Annotated in this window: 17 protein-coding genes; 7 read left to right on the top strand and 10 right to left on the bottom strand. The window is 64.4% G+C overall.

Features of this window, described 5'->3' with window-relative positions:
• Positions 1–22: 22 nt before the first annotated feature.
• Both ppk2 and IE126_RS07410 read left to right on the top strand, forming a co-directional pair.
• A complete protein-coding gene (gene ppk2, locus IE126_RS07415) occupies positions 23–904 on the top strand; it encodes a polyphosphate kinase 2 (protein ID WP_189380596.1) in 882 nt (293 codons plus the stop codon).
• Entirely contained in the window at positions 897–1,511 is a 615-nt protein-coding gene (locus IE126_RS07410; protein ID WP_189380595.1) for a TetR/AcrR family transcriptional regulator, read from the top strand. The genes ppk2 and IE126_RS07410 overlap by 8 nt, the downstream gene beginning before the upstream one ends.
• Here the strand turns inward: IE126_RS07410 and IE126_RS07405 are convergent.
• The 5 genes from IE126_RS07405 to IE126_RS07385 form a co-directional block, all read right to left on the bottom strand.
• Positions 1,505–2,515 carry a capsular polysaccharide export protein, LipB/KpsS family gene (locus IE126_RS07405; RefSeq protein WP_189380594.1) on the bottom strand — a complete coding sequence of 337 codons (1,011 nt, stop codon included), beginning with the start codon at positions 2,513–2,515 and terminating at the stop codon, positions 1,505–1,507. The genes IE126_RS07410 and IE126_RS07405 overlap by 7 nt on opposite strands.
• Positions 2,515–3,615: an ABC transporter ATP-binding protein gene (locus IE126_RS07400; protein WP_189380593.1), complete on the bottom strand. Its 1,101-nt coding sequence runs from the start codon at positions 3,613–3,615 to the stop codon at positions 2,515–2,517. The genes IE126_RS07405 and IE126_RS07400 overlap by 1 nt, the downstream gene beginning before the upstream one ends.
• Positions 3,612–4,421 carry an ABC transporter permease gene (locus IE126_RS07395; protein WP_054303539.1) on the bottom strand — a complete coding sequence of 270 codons (810 nt, stop codon included), beginning with the start codon at positions 4,419–4,421 and terminating at the stop codon, positions 3,612–3,614. The genes IE126_RS07400 and IE126_RS07395 overlap by 4 nt, the downstream gene beginning before the upstream one ends.
• On the bottom strand, positions 4,418–5,308 hold the full coding sequence (locus tag IE126_RS07390; RefSeq protein ID WP_054303713.1) for an ABC transporter permease: 891 nt from the start codon (positions 5,306–5,308) through the stop codon (positions 4,418–4,420). The genes IE126_RS07395 and IE126_RS07390 overlap by 4 nt, the downstream gene beginning before the upstream one ends.
• 313 nt (positions 5,309–5,621) lie before the next feature.
• A complete protein-coding gene (locus IE126_RS07385) occupies positions 5,622–7,025 on the bottom strand; it encodes an aminotransferase-like domain-containing protein (protein ID WP_054303538.1) in 1,404 nt (467 codons plus the stop codon).
• A gap of 84 nt (positions 7,026–7,109) precedes the next feature.
• Here IE126_RS07385 and IE126_RS07380 point away from each other — a divergent pair, with 84 nt between their 5' ends.
• The gene (locus IE126_RS07380; RefSeq protein ID WP_054303537.1) at positions 7,110–7,322 is read left to right on the top strand and encodes a DUF1127 domain-containing protein; all 213 of its coding nucleotides are present in this window, start codon (positions 7,110–7,112) and stop codon (positions 7,320–7,322) included.
• Between the two features lie 138 nt (positions 7,323–7,460).
• On the opposite strand, the gene rpsI is transcribed toward IE126_RS07380, so the two are convergent.
• The 4 genes from rpsI to IE126_RS07360 all read right to left on the bottom strand — a co-directional run bounded on the left by rpsI (position 7,461) and on the right by IE126_RS07360 (position 10,052).
• A complete protein-coding gene (gene rpsI / locus IE126_RS07375; protein ID WP_054303536.1) occupies positions 7,461–7,946 on the bottom strand; it encodes a 30S ribosomal protein S9 in 486 nt (161 codons plus the stop codon).
• A gap of 2 nt (positions 7,947–7,948) precedes the next feature.
• Positions 7,949–8,413 carry a 50S ribosomal protein L13 gene (rplM, locus tag IE126_RS07370; protein WP_054303535.1) on the bottom strand — a complete coding sequence of 155 codons (465 nt, stop codon included), beginning with the start codon at positions 8,411–8,413 and terminating at the stop codon, positions 7,949–7,951.
• Positions 8,414–8,674: 261 nt separating this feature from the next.
• A complete protein-coding gene (locus IE126_RS07365) occupies positions 8,675–9,460 on the bottom strand; it encodes an SseB family protein (RefSeq protein ID WP_189380592.1) in 786 nt (261 codons plus the stop codon).
• Positions 9,447–10,052, bottom strand: a complete 606-nt coding sequence (locus IE126_RS07360) for a uracil-DNA glycosylase family protein (RefSeq protein WP_189380591.1) — start codon at positions 10,050–10,052, stop codon at positions 9,447–9,449. The genes IE126_RS07365 and IE126_RS07360 overlap by 14 nt, the downstream gene beginning before the upstream one ends.
• Positions 10,053–10,161: 109 nt before the next feature.
• On the opposite strand from IE126_RS07360, the gene IE126_RS07355 reads away from it, so the two are divergent.
• The 4 genes from IE126_RS07355 to kdsA all read left to right on the top strand — a co-directional run bounded on the left by IE126_RS07355 (position 10,162) and on the right by kdsA (position 14,682).
• Positions 10,162–11,373 (top strand): Na+/H+ antiporter NhaA, encoded by a 1,212-nt coding sequence (locus IE126_RS07355; protein WP_054303532.1) that lies wholly within the window; start codon positions 10,162–10,164, stop codon positions 11,371–11,373.
• 154 nt (positions 11,374–11,527) lie between these two features.
• Positions 11,528–12,187, top strand: a complete 660-nt coding sequence (locus tag IE126_RS07350; RefSeq protein ID WP_054303531.1) for an ABC transporter ATP-binding protein — start codon at positions 11,528–11,530, stop codon at positions 12,185–12,187.
• A gap of 79 nt (positions 12,188–12,266) precedes the next feature.
• A complete protein-coding gene (locus tag IE126_RS07345) occupies positions 12,267–13,841 on the top strand; it encodes a capsule biosynthesis protein (RefSeq protein WP_308429972.1) in 1,575 nt (524 codons plus the stop codon).
• Between the two features lie 10 nt (positions 13,842–13,851).
• Positions 13,852–14,682: a 3-deoxy-8-phosphooctulonate synthase gene (gene kdsA / locus IE126_RS07340; protein ID WP_189380590.1), complete on the top strand. Its 831-nt coding sequence runs from the start codon at positions 13,852–13,854 to the stop codon at positions 14,680–14,682.
• A 61-nt stretch (positions 14,683–14,743) separates the two neighbouring features.
• Here kdsA and IE126_RS07335 read toward each other — a convergent pair whose 3' ends face one another.
• Positions 14,744–15,748 (bottom strand): TDT family transporter, encoded by a 1,005-nt coding sequence (locus IE126_RS07335; protein ID WP_229825299.1) that lies wholly within the window; start codon positions 15,746–15,748, stop codon positions 14,744–14,746.
• Positions 15,749–15,778 lie beyond the last annotated feature (30 nt).

Genomic DNA, 15,778 nt, shown 5'->3' with positions numbered 1-15,778 from the left:
TTCGGTATCCGTGGAGACTGTGATGGACCTGCCCTTCGACGGCGCGATCAGCCGCTATTTTAAGGAAGACGCCCCGAAATCGGTGCGCAAGGCCATTGAACAGGGCGGCAAGAATGACATTCTGTCAAAGGGCTATGCCTACCGCGAGGAAATCTCGAAGAAGGACTACGAGGCGCGGATGGAGGCGCTGCAACCGCAGCTCGTACGCCTGCAATCCGACATCAAGGCAACCGGCAAACGGGTGATCCTTGTGTTTGAGGGCCGCGACGCGGCGGGCAAGGGCGGCACCATCAAGGCGCTGACCGAAAACCTCAACCCGCGTGGCGCGCAGGTTGTTGCGCTGTCGAAACCCTCGGACCGCGAAAGCTCGCAATGGTATTTCCAGCGCTATATCGACTGGTTTCCGGCCGCCGGAGAAATGGTGATCTTCGACCGCAGTTGGTACAATCGCGCGATTGTCGAGCCGGTCTTCGGCTTCTGCACCCAGAACCAGAAGGAAGGCTTCTTCCGTCAACTGCCGGAATTTGAACAGATGATCGTGCAGGAGGGCATCACCTTCCTGAAATTCTGGCTGGATGTCAGCCAGCCGGAACAACTGCGCCGCATGCTCGCCCGGGAAAGCGACCCGCTGAAACAATGGAAGCTGTCACCCATCGACGTCGAGGGGCTGACCAAATGGCAGCCCTATTGCGAGGCGATCGCCGAAACCTTCGAACGCAGCCACACCGGCTTTGCCCCCTGGACGGTGATCCGGTCGGATGACAAGAAACGCGCGCGCATCGCGGCAATCCAGACAGTGCTGAACGCACTGGAGTTCAAGGGCAAGGATCGCGGTGCCATCGGCCAGCCCGATCCGGCGATCTGCGGCGGGCCGGAAATGTGGTCTGACGGGGCGGATGACTAAGCGCGGCTATCATCACGGCAATCTGCGGCAGGCGCTGGTCGAGGCGTCGCTGGCGCTGATTGCGGAAAAGAGCCCGCAGGGCTTTACCTTGTCGGAAGCGGCAAAGGCGGCGGATGTGACGCCCGCCGCTGTCTACCGCCATTTCGCGGGGCGGGACGACCTGCTGGCCGAAGTGGCGCGGCAGGGCTATGAGATCTTTGCCGCGCTGATGGAATATGCCTATGACGACGGCAAGCCTTCGGCGCTGGCGGCGTTCGAGGCGACGGGTCGGGCCTATCTGGCCTTCGCCCGCAAATATCCCGGTCACTACATGGCGATGTTCGAAAGCGGGCTGTCGCCGCAGGCTTACCCGGACCTCGCGCTGGCCTCTGCCAAGGCGCGGTCGGTGCTGGAACGGGCGGCCGCGCATCTGTCAGAGCATATGCCGCCCGACCGGCGCCCCCCGGCCTCGATGTTCTCGGCCCATATCTGGGCGATGAGTCACGGCGTGGTCGAGCTGTTCATGCGCGGCAATGGCGCGAAAAGCCCCTTCCCGGCCGAAGACCTGCTGGAAGCCGGGATCGGGATTTATCTGCGTGGACTTGGCCTGTTACGGCCGGATCAGTAGAAACCGGCATCCTGACCAATGCGAAAGCCCTTGGCGCGGATGCGTTCCAATACAATCGGCAGGGCGCGGGGGTGATCCTCGATACAATTCTGCCTGAGGAACCAGGTCAGGAATTTCGCATGCGGCCAGTCGCGTGACATCGCCGCAGCGATGGCCTCGGCCAGTCGCGACGGATCGGTCAGCGTGATTGCGTTCTGCCCGAAATCGGTCTGCCCCGCCAGGACGACCGGCTTGCGATGCAGAAACGCCTCGAACCCCACGGCAGAAGTGACGGTCAGCACGCAGGCACAGACGGCCAGCAGATCGTGGATCGACGCATCGGTGACATAGATGCCCCGCCCCGGATCATGGCGTGCGCGCAGCCAGTCCAGCTCCTCGGGCGTATTGTTCGGATGCGGTTTGATACAAAGCGCGCGGGCGCCCTTTGTGGCAATCGCCGCCTCCACCAGTTCCGGCACTGTCAGGTAATGGCGGTGAAAGCGGGGCGGTTTGAAATCCTGCGCGAACAGCGCAAGGCAGCCCGCAGGCAGATCTTCCCCCCGTTCCGCTTGCGGGAACTTCGAGAAATTGGCGCCGATGAATTGCTCCGCCAGTCGCGCATGGAACTTCTGCGCGAAACGATCCGCCACCAGCCTTTCATCAAAGACACGCAGCCGGTGGCCGGAGTTGTTGCGACTGCCGATTTCATCGAAATACCAGTAGCCCCGCAGATAGCCGGGGACCGAGTGAAAGGCGTTGGGCGCGTATCCCGGCCGGTCTTCCATGAAGACATGCAGATGCCCACCCTGCGCCACCGCCAGGGACGCCCCCTCGGCACTATAGGGCACGACCTCGACGCCCCAGCCAGCCTCCGCCGCATGATCCGCCAGCGCGCCCAACAGGCGAAAGCCGCCACGGCACAGCGTGGCGGCCAGCTTGTCGCGAGCGTGGAAGATCAGCGTCGGCGGCAAGGCGTCCAGACGTGCGCGGGTCAGCCAACTGCCGTCCCGCGCCTGCAAGCGCATCAGCGGAACATCACCAGCGCGCCGGGGCTCCATGCCACGCGGGCACGGGTGGCGATTTCCAGCACCGGGCGGCCAAAGACGTTGCGCATCGAAATCCGCAGCGCCTCGGTGGTGCCATCCAGCTTCACATCGTAATAGGTCATGTCACCGAAATAGACGACCTCCTCGATGGTGCCCATGACCTCGCGGTCGGTGGCGGTCTGGCTGTCGTAGAGGATGGTCAGCGTCTCGGGGCGGAAGCCGACGACAGCGCCCTGCCCGGCCTCGCCCGCCATCACCTGATCGGTGCTCAGCGTCATGCGGCCGAAGCCCTGCGCCTCCACCTCGATGCCGCCCGCGCCTTCCGACAGAACCTCGGCTGGCAGAAAATTCATCGTGCCGATGAAATTCGCCACCTTCCGGCTGTTCGGACGACGATAGAGCGTTTCCGGGTCGGCAAGCTGGGCGATCTGTCCCTCGAACATCACGGCGATACGGTCCGACATGACCAGCGCCTCTTCCTGGTCATGGGTGACCAGAACGAAGGTGATGCCGACCTCGCGTTGCAGCTTGATCAGTTCAACCTGCATCTGTTCGCGGATTTTCTTGTCCAGCGCCGAAAGCGGCTCGTCCAGCAGCAGTACCTTGGGCTTGAGGATCAGCGCGCGGGCCAAAGCCACGCGCTGCCGCTGCCCGCCTGAAAGCGCATGGGCGGCGCGTTTGCCGTACCCCTTCAGGCCCACCATCTCCAGCGCCTCAGCCACAGCCTTGGCCTTTTCGTCCTTTGATCGCGGATCGCGGCGCAGGCCGAAGCCCACGTTTTCCTCGACCGTCAGGTGGGGGAAGATGGCGTAGCTCTGGAAGACCATGTTGGTCGGCCGCTTGTTGGCCGGAACATCGTCCATCTTCTTGTCGTCGATCAGCACCGCACCGGAGGAAATATCCTCGAACCCCGCGATGGTGCGCAGCAGCGTGGTCTTGCCACAGCCCGAGGGGCCCAGAAGCGAGAAGAACTCTCCCGCCTTGATCGTGGCGTTGATCCCGCGCAGGGCGTGGTAATCGCCATAATATTTATGGACGTCCCGGAACTCGATCATGTTCGGCTTTTCGGTCGTGGTCACAGGAAGCCTCCGGTATCCTTGCCGCCCGATTTTGCGATGCCGCGGCGGCGGAAATATTCAGCGATGGTCAGAAGAACGATGGAGATACAGACGAGGATGGTGCCAAGCGCCATCACCGCCGGAACCTTGGCCGGGAAGCGGAACTGCCCGAAGATATAGACCGACAGCACGGTCTGATTGCCGCCAAGGAAATAGGCGATGATGAATTCATCCAGGCTGATGGTGAAGCTGATCAAGAGCGACGAGATGATGCCAGGCATCACCAGCGGCAGAATGATCAGCCGGAAGGTCGAGGCCGGAGTTTCACCCAGATCATAGGCAGCTTCCTCCAGCGAGCGGTCAAGCGACTGGAAGGCCGAGGTCAGGATCGCCACCGCAAAGGGCGTGCAGATCAGCACATGCCCCAGAATGATGGTGAACAAGGACAGCGGCACGCCAATCGCGATCAGCACGACCAGCAGCGCCATCGACACGATCATTTCCGGCAGCACCATGGGCAGCATGATCAGGCCCAGGATGCCGGGCTTGCCCGGAAACTTGTAGCGGGTCGAGGCGCGGGCCGCGAAGATGCCGAGGATGGTGGAAAACACCGCCGCCGAAACCGCGATGGTCAGCGAATTGCGGAAGGCGATGAACAGGGTCTTGTCCGCCCACATCTCGGCGAACCAGTTGGTCGTGAACCCTTGCAGCGGGAAGGCAATGACGCGGCTGTCGTTGAAGGCAAACAGCGGCAGCAGCACGATCGGTGCATAGAGGAAGGCCAGATAGGCCAGCGCGTAAATGCGCAGCGACGGGTTCTTCCTCATTTGCTCTGCCCCCTCAGGAAGCGGCGGTTCAGCAGAAGGAACACCACCGATACCACGGTCACGATCAGCATGGCGGTCACCGCGATGGCCGATCCCAGCGCCTTGTCATTCTGCTTCAGCATGATCGCCTCGATCCGGTTGGCAATCATCGGAAGCTTGCCGCCGCCAATCAGTTCGGGCGTCACATAGTCACCGATGGTCGGGATAAAGACGATGAGCACCGCCGCAATGACACCTGGCATCGACAGCGGCAGCGTGACACGGATGAAGGTCATCAGCTTCGACTCGCCCAGATCCTGCCCGGCTTCCAGAAGCGAGCGGTCGATCTTTTCAAGGCTCACGAAGATCGGCAGGATGGCAAAGGCCGCATAGGCATGGGCCAGCGTCATGATCATCGAGCCGAGCGAATAGTTGATGATGGTCAGTGGCTCGCCGATGATACCAAGGCTCATCAGCCCCGAATTGATCACGCCGTTATAGCCAAGGATCACCTTCCACAGGAAGACGCGGATCAGGTAGGAGGTCCAGAACGGAATGGTGATCAGGAAGATCCACATCGACTTGCGTTCCGGCTTCACATGGAAGCTGACGAAATAGGCCACCGGATAGGCCAGCAACACCGTTACCAGCGTCACTACGCTGGACACCGTCAGCGACCGTATCATCAGCGCCTGGTCGATACGGCCGGTCCAGACCTTCAGGTAATTGTCGAAGGTCAGGCCCGAGGAGAGACCCACCTTGCTGTCGACCATCAAAGAATAAAGCACCACTGCCGCCAGCGGGGCGGCAAGCAGCAGGATCGCATAGATCGCCGTGGGCGATACGAGCGCAAGCCCGTTGGCCGCCTCGGAATTTCTGAAGCGGCCGCGTGCAGCCCCCTGTTCCATCATGCCCCCTGTCCAGAACGGCCCGGCACCTTGGGGCGCCTGTTGCCAATTGCTTGTTCCTTATACCCGATTTTCTGGCATAGGGCCGCTCACAAGAAAAGGGGAGAAATCGGATATCCGGCCTGCGAGGCCGGAACAGACCATGGACATATCTTTACAAGACCATGAAATCTCGCAAAAAATAATTTGATCATTTTTTCATGTGCCGCCAGGCCTGCCGCTGCGGAATTGCCGCAAAATCCGACAGGTCGGCCAGGCTTCGCACAAAGCCCGGCAGCCTTGAAAACAGCGCCGCAACCGGCATGGGCCGGAATCAGACCGCCATATCCGACGGCGGATGCCCCAGAAGCCGCGCCAGAGTCGCAACCGCGCTGGCATAACGATCCGCAGGAATTGCCCCCGCCAGCGCGATGCGCAGCGCATGCGGCGCCCGGCCATGGATCAGCGCATATTCATCGGCCTGCCGGATCAGCACGCCCTCCGCCTCCGCCTGCCGGGCGAAGGTCGAGGCCCGCCAGCCCGAAGGCAGCGGCACCCACAGGAAGGGCAACCCCGCCTGCCAGCGGATATCGAACCGCCCCAGCGCATTCACCGCCGTCATCAACCGGCTGGCAAACACCTCCTGCACCTTGCGGCGGATCTCCTGCGCGGCCCCGCTTTCCAGCAGTTCCAGTGCCAGATCCGACACCGGCCGCGCCAGCGCGAAGAACCCGTGCTGCGCCGTCAGCCGCCCCGCCTCGCCCATGCCTGAGGGGCAGACCACATAGCCGAACCGAAGAGCCGCCGAGACCGATTTGGACATCGACCCCACATACCACGTCCGTTCCGGCGCGATCGCATGCAGCGTGGGCAGATTGCTTTCCGTGATCGAATAGCAATCATCCTCGATGATCTGAAGGTCATAGCGGCGGGCGATGGCGGCGATTTCGGCGCGCCGCGCCGCCCCCATCCGGCAGGCCGTCGGGTTCTGCGCCTCGGGCGTCAGGACAAGGATCTGCGCACCATGGCGTCGGCAGGCGGCCTCCAGCGCGTCGGGCAACATGCCTTCGTCGTCGATTTCCACCCCCACCACATCGGCGCGCACCAGTCGCGCGGCATGACGGATGCCGGGATAGGCCAGATCTTCGGTCAGGATCACCGGCCGGTCGCCGCGCAGGCAACAAAGAAAGACCAGCAGCAGCGCATTCTGCCCGCCATGGGTCAGCGCGATATCCTCCGGCCCGAAGGCGCCCAGAAGACGGTCGGACAGCCAGTCACAAATGGCGGTGCGCAAAGGCGCCTCGCCCCGCTGCGAGGGATAATCATGCCAGGCCGCATCCAGCCCCTGCCCGATCTTCTGCAACGCTTCCGAAAAAGCCGCACCCTGACCGACATCGGGCAGTTGCGGCGACCGCAGATCAACCAGCCACGGCTCGTCACTGAGGTCACGCTCCTGAAACAGCGCCTGAGTCGGCCCCAGACGCGGCGCACGGGCGGCAACGAACGTGCCGCGCCCCACCGTCGCGGCCAGCAGCCCCTCCTGCGTCGCAAGCTGATAGGCGCGGCTCACCGTGCCCGGCGTCACATGCAGCCGCCAGGCCAGATCGCGCACGGTCGGGAGCTGCGCACCGGGCGCGAGCTCTCCCAGACGGATCGCCTCGCGCAATGCGCGGGTCAGGGCGAGATATTTCGGCCCCGGATGGCTGTCGAGGTCCGGCTGCCAATTTGTATCAGTCACAATCTAGCCCTCGCATTCGCCACGCCGCCATTGTATCAATGACGCATAACCGAAACCGAGGTTTGTATCAATACAAAAGGTGCCATGATGACCCGGACCGATCTGACCGCCCCCATGCTTTCGCTGCCGCCCGTGTCGCGGCTGGTGTTTGCCGTGGCGCATAAGGTGATGACCTGGGAACTGCGCCGTCAGGCGCGCCGTGGCATCGCAAAGCTCGACACCCATCTGCTGCGCGACATCGGCCTCGACCCGATGACCGCCGCGCAAGAGTCGCAAAAGCCGTTCTGGCGCGACTGACCCCATTCCCTTCCTGTCGTACCCCTGACTGGGCCGGTTTTCCGGCCCTCTTTTTTTGTCCGCTTTTGCCCGCGCACCCGCCGCAAAGCAAAAGGCCCGCGGAACACCGCGGGCCTTTCGTAAAACCGGAAAACCGGATCAGCGCTTCGAGAACTGGAACGAACGACGGGCCTTGGCCTTGCCGTATTTCTTCCGTTCCACAACGCGCGAGTCGCGGGTCAGGAAGCCCGCCGCTTTCAGCGCACCGCGCAGCGAGGGTTCGTAGAGTTGCAGCGCCTTCGAAATGCCGTGCTTCACCGCACCGGCCTGACCCGACAGACCACCACCGGCAACGGTGGCGTAAACGTCGAACTGGCCTTCGACATTGGCAACCTGGAACGGCTGACGCAGGATCATCTGCAGCACCGGGCGGGCGAAGTAAGCCGCCATTTCCTTGCCATTGACGGTGACCTTGCCCGAGCCGGGCTTGATCCAGACGCGGGCAACCGCGTCCTTCCGCTTGCCGGTGGCGTAGGAACGGCCCAGCGAATCGCGCTTCGGCTCACGCACGGGCGCTTCGGCAACCGCGGCAGCCTCGCCCGAGACGGCCGCTTTCAGATCGTCGAGGGATTTGATGTCAGCCATGATCAGGCGCTCCGGGTGTTCTTGGGATTCAGAGCCTTCACGTCCAGGACGGTCGGCTGCTGCGCTTCATGCGGATGCTCGGCCCCGGCGTAAACGCGCAGGTTGGTCATCTGCTGCTTGCCCAGACGGTTACGGGTGATCATGCGCTCGACGGCCTTGGTCACCACGCGCTCGGGATGCGCGCCTTCAAGCACTTCGCGCGCGGTGCGCGACTTGATGCCGCCCGGATGGCCGGTGTGCCAGTAGTAACGCTTGTCATTGCGCTTGTTGCCGGTCATCTGCACCTTGTCGGCGTTGATGACGATGACATTGTCACCCATGTCCATGTGGGGGGTGAAGGTCGGCTTGTTCTTGCCGCGCAGGATATTGGCGACAATCGTGGCGAGGCGGCCCAGAACGACGCCTTCAGCGTCGATCAGGATCCACTTCTTCTCGATATCCGCCGGAGTAGCGGTGAAGGTTTTCATATCAGACCCATGGAATTGTCGGGACGCGGACGCCCCTCTATCTCGGATGCGGGCTTTTCCTGCATTTCCACGCGCCGGTCAAGCGTCGCGCAATCAATAATTTCCAGCAAAAACATCGACATACGAAATAGGTATCAAAATACCCCAAAAATCCGCCTTCATCTTGGCCCAAATATCCCCGCCGGAGGCCCCCGGAACCGGGCGGCGCAGCCCGCCCGGTGACAGAAAAGCTTGCCGCCGCAGGCGGCGCCATCTCAAAAGTTACCGAAGCACCGGGGGTTTCGCAGGGTCCATGCCGGGCGCCTGCGGCGCGGGTGGCTCTGCCGCCACCGGCACCGGCAGGTCGAAGCGCAGCGCGACGCGGGCCATGGCTGCTACCACCGCCGTGTCCCCGTCCAGGAAGGCCACATCCATCTCGCCCGCCTCGACGCCCGAGAAGGTCAGCGCCTCGGCCGCCGCACGGGCGAGCGCGGTCTGTGCGCCTTCCACCGCATCGACGAAAGCCAGCATATGCCCCTGCCGCCCGCCCTCATAGATCACCGCCGCCAGCAGCGCATGCGCCGCCAGACCACCCGCTCGGGCGAGTTTCGCATCCAGCCCCTCGATCAGGCCTTGCGGCAGCCCGCGCGGTGGCTCGAACCGCTCGGGGCGCGCCTCGGCTTCCTCGGGGCCATGGGCCAGCGTTTCGGCCAGCCAGTCCACCGCGAAGGGTGGCAGCAGCATTGAGGACGGCGCCACCCCGAGATTCACCCCCAGCCCGATGCCCTGCCCGGCCAGCAGCCCGGCGATCACCCGCCCCGGCAGCGCCGCATAGGGCGCGGGCATGCCGGTGAAAGCGCCCAGCCGCTCCTCGGTGTCGAACACCAGAACCACCGGCCCGTCCTCAAGGTCAAAGACGCGCGGCGCCAGCGTCTCGCCTTCGGCTTCCTTTTCCAGCAGCAGGATCATCTCGCCATCGGCGAGCCGTTCATAGAACCGCAGGCGCGGCGCGTCATCGCCGTCAGGCGCGGCGGCCATGGCGTCGTAGGCAAGATCAAGCGGGGTCATCGGGGCCCTCCATCGCGGCGCGGATGCGGGCGCGCAGCTCGGGCAGCAGCTCGGCGGCGAACCACGGATTGCGTTTCAGCCACCCGCTATTGCGCCAAGAGGGATGAGGCAAGGGGATAATCCCGCGCGCCGCCGGGCTGCGCCAATCCGCCACCACCTGCGCAACGGCGCGGCGGTCGGCCAGATGCCACCGGATCGCCGCGCCGCCCACCGCCAGCACCAGCCGCGCTGCACGATGTTCGGCCAGCACCCGCGCCCGCCAGGTCTGCGCGCAAACCGGCGGCGGTGGCAGGTCGCTGCCCCTGGCATCGTAACCGGGAAAGCAGAAGGCCATCGGCAGGATTGCAATGCGGCTCCGGTCATAGAAGGCAGCCTCGTCCAGCCCCATCCAGTCGCGCAGCCGATCGCCCGAAGGATCGGTGAAGGGCTTGCCCGACTGATGCACCCGCAGCCCCGGTGCCTGCCCCGCGACGATCACCCGTGCCCGCGCGCCATGCCACAGCACCGGGCGCGGCACATGCGCGGTTGCCGTCGCCGCAAAGCGCGCAGCGCACAGCCGGCAGGCGGCGATTTCCGCGGCAAGTTCCTGCATCCCCTCCGGTGCCTCGTTGCAACACCGGCGCCGCCCCGCCCCTGCGTGCCGTTGCCGCGCCATACCCCCGAGGATAGGACAGCACAAAGACCAGCGCCATGGTGAACTGATGTATCGCGTTTCCAGCTTCATCCTGCATTTCGCCCGTGCCCTGCTGGCGGGCAGCCTCGTGGCGACCCTCTGGGTCAATCTCGATCCCGCCAGCTATTACGATGTGATGGAGCATGGGCTGTTCCCGCTGCCTTTCCCCGGCTGGATCGTTGCCGACCATGTGCGTGCGACCCTGATCACGCTGACTTCTGACCTGCTGATGGCTTTCTTCTTCTTCCTGCTGGGCAAAGAGCTTTGGGAGGCCAACATGCTGGAGCGCGGTGCCCTGCACGGGCGGCGCGGAGCGCTGCCCTTCATGGCCACCATGGGAGCGGTCGGTGGGGCGGTGCTGGTCTGGCTGCTGGTCTCTGCCCTGATCGAAACGGCGGAAGAGGCCAGTTTCGGCAGCGGCTGGGCGGTGCCCGTCGGCTGCGACGTGGTGATCGGCTATGCGATCGGGCGGCGGCTGTTCGGCCCGCAGCATCCGGCGCTGCACATGTTGCTGCTGATCACCATCGGGGCGGAACTGGCGGGGTTGCTGGCGCTGGCCCTGATGCGCCCGGACGAGGCGCTGCGCCTGCTGTGGCTGCTGCTGCCCCTTGCGGCGGCAGCGGGGGTCTGGCTGCTTTACGGTCGCCATGCTCGGTCGGAGCGGGAAACCGAACGTCAGCGGGCGCTGCACCTCTGGCCCTATGTAGTGGCAGGCGCGCTGAGCTGGACCGGCGTCGCGGCGGCAGGCCTTCCGGGCGCGCTGGGGCTGCTTCCGGTCATTCCGGCCATTCCGCATGCTCGTCGTGCCTTCGGCCTGTTCGCCGAGGCAGAGGAGTTTCTGCACGATCCGCTCAACCGCTTTGCCCATCTGCTGATGCGGCCGCTGGTGGGCGTGCTGTTCCTGTTCGGCCTGACGCGCGGCGGCATCGACCTTGGTGCCTTTGCTCCTACCACGCTCGTGACGCTTGCCGCCTTCTGGATCGGCAAGCCGCTGGGCCTGATGGCGGGCACGCTGATCGCGCTGCGCCTGTTCGGCCTGCCGCTGCCGCAGGGGCTGACCCTTGCCGACATGGCCCGCATCGGCGCCATCGCCGGAATCGGCTTCACCGTGCCGGTCCTGTCGCTGGATACCGCCATCCCCGGTGGCGCCATGGCCGAGGCCGCCCGCCTTGGCCTTGCCCTGACCCTGCTGGCGGGGCCGCTGCTTCTTCTGCTGTCCCGCGCCCGTCCGTCCCGCTGACGATTGCCAAACCCGGCCTGCGGCTGACATAATATAGCCTGATTGCTTTTGCATATCGGTGCGGTAAAGCGTGACGAGGTATTAAGGAATATGCCCTATCCGGGGAGACAACCGGAACGGATCGAACGCATCAGGCAGATGCGGTGAGGCCCCGATGATCGAGTTCGAGAACGTCAGCAAGTCCTTCTGGACCGGCAAGCAGCGCAAGGTCATCCTTGACCAGGCGTCGTTCCGGGTCGAGATCGGCAAATCGCTCGGCATTCTGGCGAAGAACGGCACCGGCAAGACCACCATCATCAACATGATGGCCGGGCTGGAAAAGCCTGACGAAGGCCGCGTCATCCGCACCTCGCGCATTTCCTTCCCTCTGGGCTTCATGGGCGGCGTGGTGAACAAGCACACCGCCACCGAAAACTCGCGCTACATCGCCCGGCTTTACGGCCTTGACCCCGATTACGTCGAAAGCTTCTGCCGCTGGCTGTGCGGGCTGAACGAATATTTCGACATGCCGGTGGGCACCTATTCCGCCGGGATGCGCTCGCGGTTCAGCTTCGCGCTGATGCTGGCGCTGGATTTCGACATCTACCTGATCGACGAGGGTATGCCTGCCACCACGGACCCCGAGTTCAACCGCAAGGCCGGGTCGATCCTGAAGCAACGTCTGCAAAACACCACCGTTGTCGTGGTCTCGCATCAGGCCTCGACACTGGAAAGATTCTGCCACCAGGCCGCCGTTCTGGCGGGTGGTCGGCTTTACATGTTCGACTCTCTGGAAGAAGCGAAACGTCTTTATGACTACAAAGCTAACGGCTAAGCGATTCCGCATTCGTCGCCCCGATCCGGTGCAACCGCTGCCCTCGCGTGCGGCGGAGAAGCCTGCGCCGAAGGACGGCATGCTGTTCGAGCAGCCGGAAGACGGTTTCGGCGACATGACCTTTGTCACGCCACGCCCGCAGGACCAGGGGACGACCCGCGATATCGGGCCGACCGATCTTGAGGCGATCCGTCGCGAGGGGCTGACCGGGCGGCAACTCCGGCTGGCACGCCGTCTGGCACAGAAGCATGAAATGCCCGCCACATCTGATTTCGATGCGGTGCGGCTGCTGCGGCAGGCGGGGATTGATCCGTTCCAGCGGACCAACCTGATCGAACTGGTTGGTGGCACTGAAACCGAAGCGGGCGGGGATGGCGGCGGGCTGCCGCCTGCGCCGGGCAGCCGCGCGCTGGTGCCCGAGGGCGACGGTGTAAAACTGCCGCAGACCATCAAGCCGGTGCAGGTTCCCTCGACCGAAGTGCGGGCCGAAACGAACCATGCGGCCGAAATCATGCGCATCCAGCGCGATCTGGCCCGCCGCCGCCGCCGCCGCGCGGCGCTGCTGTCACTGCGACTGATGTTCTTCATCGGCCTGCCCACGCTGCTGACAGGCTTTTACTTCTTCTTTGTCGCGACTCCGATGTATGCGACAAAAACCGAATTCGTGATCCAGCAATCCGGCGACAGCATGGGCGCGGGCCGCGCAGGGGGCCTGGGGGGCCTGCTGACAGGCACCGGCTTTGCCACCTCTCAGGATTCGATCACGGTGCAGGGGTATCTGCAATCACGGGATGCGATGTTGCGGCTCGACGCCGATCACGGCTTCCGCGCGCATTTCGAAAGCGACCAGATCGACCCGATCCAGCGCCTTGCCCCAGACGCCAGTTTCGAATCCGCCTACAAGGCCTATACCCGCCACATCCACATCTCCTATGACCCGAGCGAGGGCATCATCAAGATGGAAGTCGTGGCGGCCAACCCCGAGAAATCTGCCGAATTTGCCCGTGCCCTCGTCGGCTATGCAGAGGAACAGGTGGATCAGTTGACCCACCGCCTGCGCGAGGACCAGATGAAGGGTGCCCGCGAAACCTATGAGAATACCGAACGCGATATGCTGGCGGCACAGCAGAAGGTGGTCGACCTTCAGGAACGCTACAAGGTGCTCAGCTCCGAGGTCGAGGTCAGCCTGATCACCACGCAGATCGGCAATCTGGACACCCAGCTGACCGCCGACCGGCTGTCGCTGCAACAGATGGAAAGCAACGCCAATCCCAACAAGGCGCGGATGGAGCCGCTGAAACGCCGGATCGCCACGCTGGAAAGCGAAATCGCCAATCTGCGCGCCAAGCTGACCGAGGCGGGCGATGGCCAGCAAAGCCTTGCTGTCGTGCAGGGGGAACTGATGGTGGCGCAATCCGATGTGGAAACCCGCCGCCTTCTGCTGGCGCAGGCACTTCAGGCGATGGAGGCTGCGCGGATCGAGGTCAACCGTCAGGTGCGGTATCTCTCGCTTTCGGTGAGCCCGATTCCGCCGGACGAGCCCACCTACCCCCGCGCATTTGAATATACCATGGTTGCACTGTTCATCTTTGCCGGTATCTACCTGATGATCTCGATGACCGTCGCCATCCTGCGCGAACAGGTCTCGGCATAAGGAGAGACGGATGAAACAGGTGCAGATCGGCGGCTTGACCGCCGGTAACGACCAGCCGCTGCTGGTCATCGCGGGGCCCTGCCAGCTGGAAAGTCTGGACCACGCCCAGATGATCGCGGGCCGCATGGCCGAGGCCTGTGCGGCCGCCGGGGCGCAGTATGTGTTCAAGGCCAGCTACGACAAGGCCAACCGCACCAGCCTGAAAGGCAAGCGTGGTATGGGCATGGATGCCGGGCTGAAGGTGCTGGAGGCGGTGCGCGCCATGGGCATGCCGGTCCTGACCGACATCCATGATGCCGAACAGGCCCGCGCGGCAGCGCAGGTGGTGGATGTGATCCAGATTCCTGCCTTCCTCTGCCGCCAGACCGATCTGCTGATCGCCGCCGGGGAAACCGGCGCGGTGGTGAACATCAAAAAGGGCCAGTTCCTCGCGCCCTGGGACATGGCGAATGTGGCTGAAAAGGTGGAAAGCACCGGCAACGACCGCATCCTGCTGACGGAACGCGGCGTCAGCTTTGGCTACAACACGCTGGTCGCCGACATGCGCAGCCTGCCGACCATGGCGCGCTCTGGCTGGCCGGTGATCATGGATGCCACCCATTCGGTGCAACAGCCCGGCGGTCAGGGCGGCAGTTCCGGCGGGCAGCGCGAATTTGCCCCGGTCATGGCGCGCTGCGCTGTCTCCATCGGGATCGCGGGCGTGTTCATTGAAACGCATGAAGCGCCGGACAGCGCGCCTTCGGACGGGCCAAACATGATTCCGCTGGATCAGATGCCTGCGCTCATCGACAGCCTGATGGCTTTCGACCGGCTGGCGAAGGCCGATCCGCTGCGCGTCTGAACAAACCCTGCAACGCCCGGGACGCTCTGGCGCCTCCCGGCATCAATGGCAGGCGGAAGCCCTAGGCCTCTGCCGCGTTCGTGCGGGCAGCGAGGCTGCCCCCGGCCCAGGCTTTCAGCACCCGGAACAGCACCAGAGGGACCAGCCCCAGCGCCAGAACCAGAACGATGGTTCCGGTGACATCAAAGCCCTGAAGGAACAGCGCCGAGGCGAAAGCCGCCAGCGGGAAGGTAAAGGCCCCCCACATCGGGCTGAAACCGCTGACCGTGATCCAGCGGGCCGCCCCGACCAGCGCGAGGAAGATGGCCCCCGAGACGGCCAGAAACGCCAGGGCCCAGTCATTCAAGCCCAGAAGGCTCGCGACGCCGGACAGCAGGCAGGCAGGAGACAGGTGAATCGCCAGAAGCGGCCGAAGCGGCGCCGGCGGAATACGGCGGAACAGTTGCCACAGCGAAACCGCCCAAATCGCCAGCGCGGTCAGGCCGGTGGCGGCAAAGATCAGCAGCGACAACCCGATCAGCCCCAGGGGCGCGGCGCTCAGCCCGCCGATGATGAAGCCCACGAAATGCAGATGCCAGGCAGGGGTCACCTCGCGCGCCTCGGCCGGGCCGGTGGCAAAACTGTAGATCAGCGCAGCAGCCAGCGCGGCATGCAGACCAAGACCCGCAAAAAGCAGCCCCTGCGCGATGGCCGGGGCATAGGGCAGAATTGCGACGGAGGTCAGCAGCAAGCCCAGCGACCCCGCCGCAAGGCCCGCCCGGCCCGGCAGCACCCGCAGATCCTCGAACAACACCGAAGGGCGGCGGGTCAGCTTTACCAGATAGCCGAAGGCCGCGAACAGCCAGAGCGCGACGGCAGCACCCAGCACCATCTCGCCGATCTCCGCAGGCAGCCCCAGCGCCGGCAGCCCGCGCCGCAGGGCAAGACCCAGGCCAAGAGCGCCCATCAGAACCGGAAACACCGCGGGCGGCATCCGCGCGAACAGCGCCGGGCGGCGCGGCGGAAACTCGGGCGGCGGATAGACGCGCGGCCGGTTCATCTGCGGTGCGGGCTTGGGGTCGGGCATGGGCACCTCCGGTTCGGGTTGTCCCAGCCC

The organism is Gemmobacter nanjingensis (genome assembly GCF_014652195.1).
GTDB classification, from domain to species: domain Bacteria; phylum Pseudomonadota; class Alphaproteobacteria; order Rhodobacterales; family Rhodobacteraceae; genus Gemmobacter; species Gemmobacter caeni.
The sequence above is the reverse complement of the archived record's forward strand: the minus strand, read 5'-3'. Positions and strand labels throughout refer to the sequence as shown.

Bases quoted from the DNA above. Each gene is read 5' to 3' on its own strand.
- ppk2 (WP_189380596.1), top strand. From the start codon at position 23: ATGGACCTGCCCTTCGACGGCGCGATCAGCCGCTATTTTAAGGAAGAC.
- IE126_RS07410 (WP_189380595.1), top strand. From the start codon at position 897: ATGACTAAGCGCGGCTATCATCACGGCAATCTGCGGCAGGCGCTGGTC.
- IE126_RS07405 (WP_189380594.1), bottom strand. From the start codon at position 2,515: ATGCGCTTGCAGGCGCGGGACGGCAGTTGGCTGACCCGCGCACGTCTG.
- IE126_RS07395 (WP_054303539.1), bottom strand. From the start codon at position 4,421: ATGAGGAAGAACCCGTCGCTGCGCATTTACGCGCTGGCCTATCTGGCC.
- IE126_RS07390 (WP_054303713.1), bottom strand. From the start codon at position 5,308: ATGGAACAGGGGGCTGCACGCGGCCGCTTCAGAAATTCCGAGGCGGCC.
- IE126_RS07380 (WP_054303537.1), top strand. From the start codon at position 7,110: ATGATGACCCGGACCGATCTGACCGCCCCCATGCTTTCGCTGCCGCCC.
- rpsI (WP_054303536.1), bottom strand. From the start codon at position 7,946: ATGGCTGACATCAAATCCCTCGACGATCTGAAAGCGGCCGTCTCGGGC.
- rplM (WP_054303535.1), bottom strand. From the start codon at position 8,413: ATGAAAACCTTCACCGCTACTCCGGCGGATATCGAGAAGAAGTGGATC.
- IE126_RS07365 (WP_189380592.1), bottom strand. From the start codon at position 9,460: ATGACCCCGCTTGATCTTGCCTACGACGCCATGGCCGCCGCGCCTGAC.
- IE126_RS07360 (WP_189380591.1), bottom strand. From the start codon at position 10,052: ATGCAGGAACTTGCCGCGGAAATCGCCGCCTGCCGGCTGTGCGCTGCG.
- IE126_RS07355 (WP_054303532.1), top strand. From the start codon at position 10,162: ATGTATCGCGTTTCCAGCTTCATCCTGCATTTCGCCCGTGCCCTGCTG.
- IE126_RS07350 (WP_054303531.1), top strand. From the start codon at position 11,528: ATGATCGAGTTCGAGAACGTCAGCAAGTCCTTCTGGACCGGCAAGCAG.
- IE126_RS07345 (WP_308429972.1), top strand. From the start codon at position 12,267: ATGCTGTTCGAGCAGCCGGAAGACGGTTTCGGCGACATGACCTTTGTC.
- kdsA (WP_189380590.1), top strand. From the start codon at position 13,852: ATGAAACAGGTGCAGATCGGCGGCTTGACCGCCGGTAACGACCAGCCG.
- IE126_RS07335 (WP_229825299.1), bottom strand. From the start codon at position 15,748: ATGCCCGACCCCAAGCCCGCACCGCAGATGAACCGGCCGCGCGTCTAT.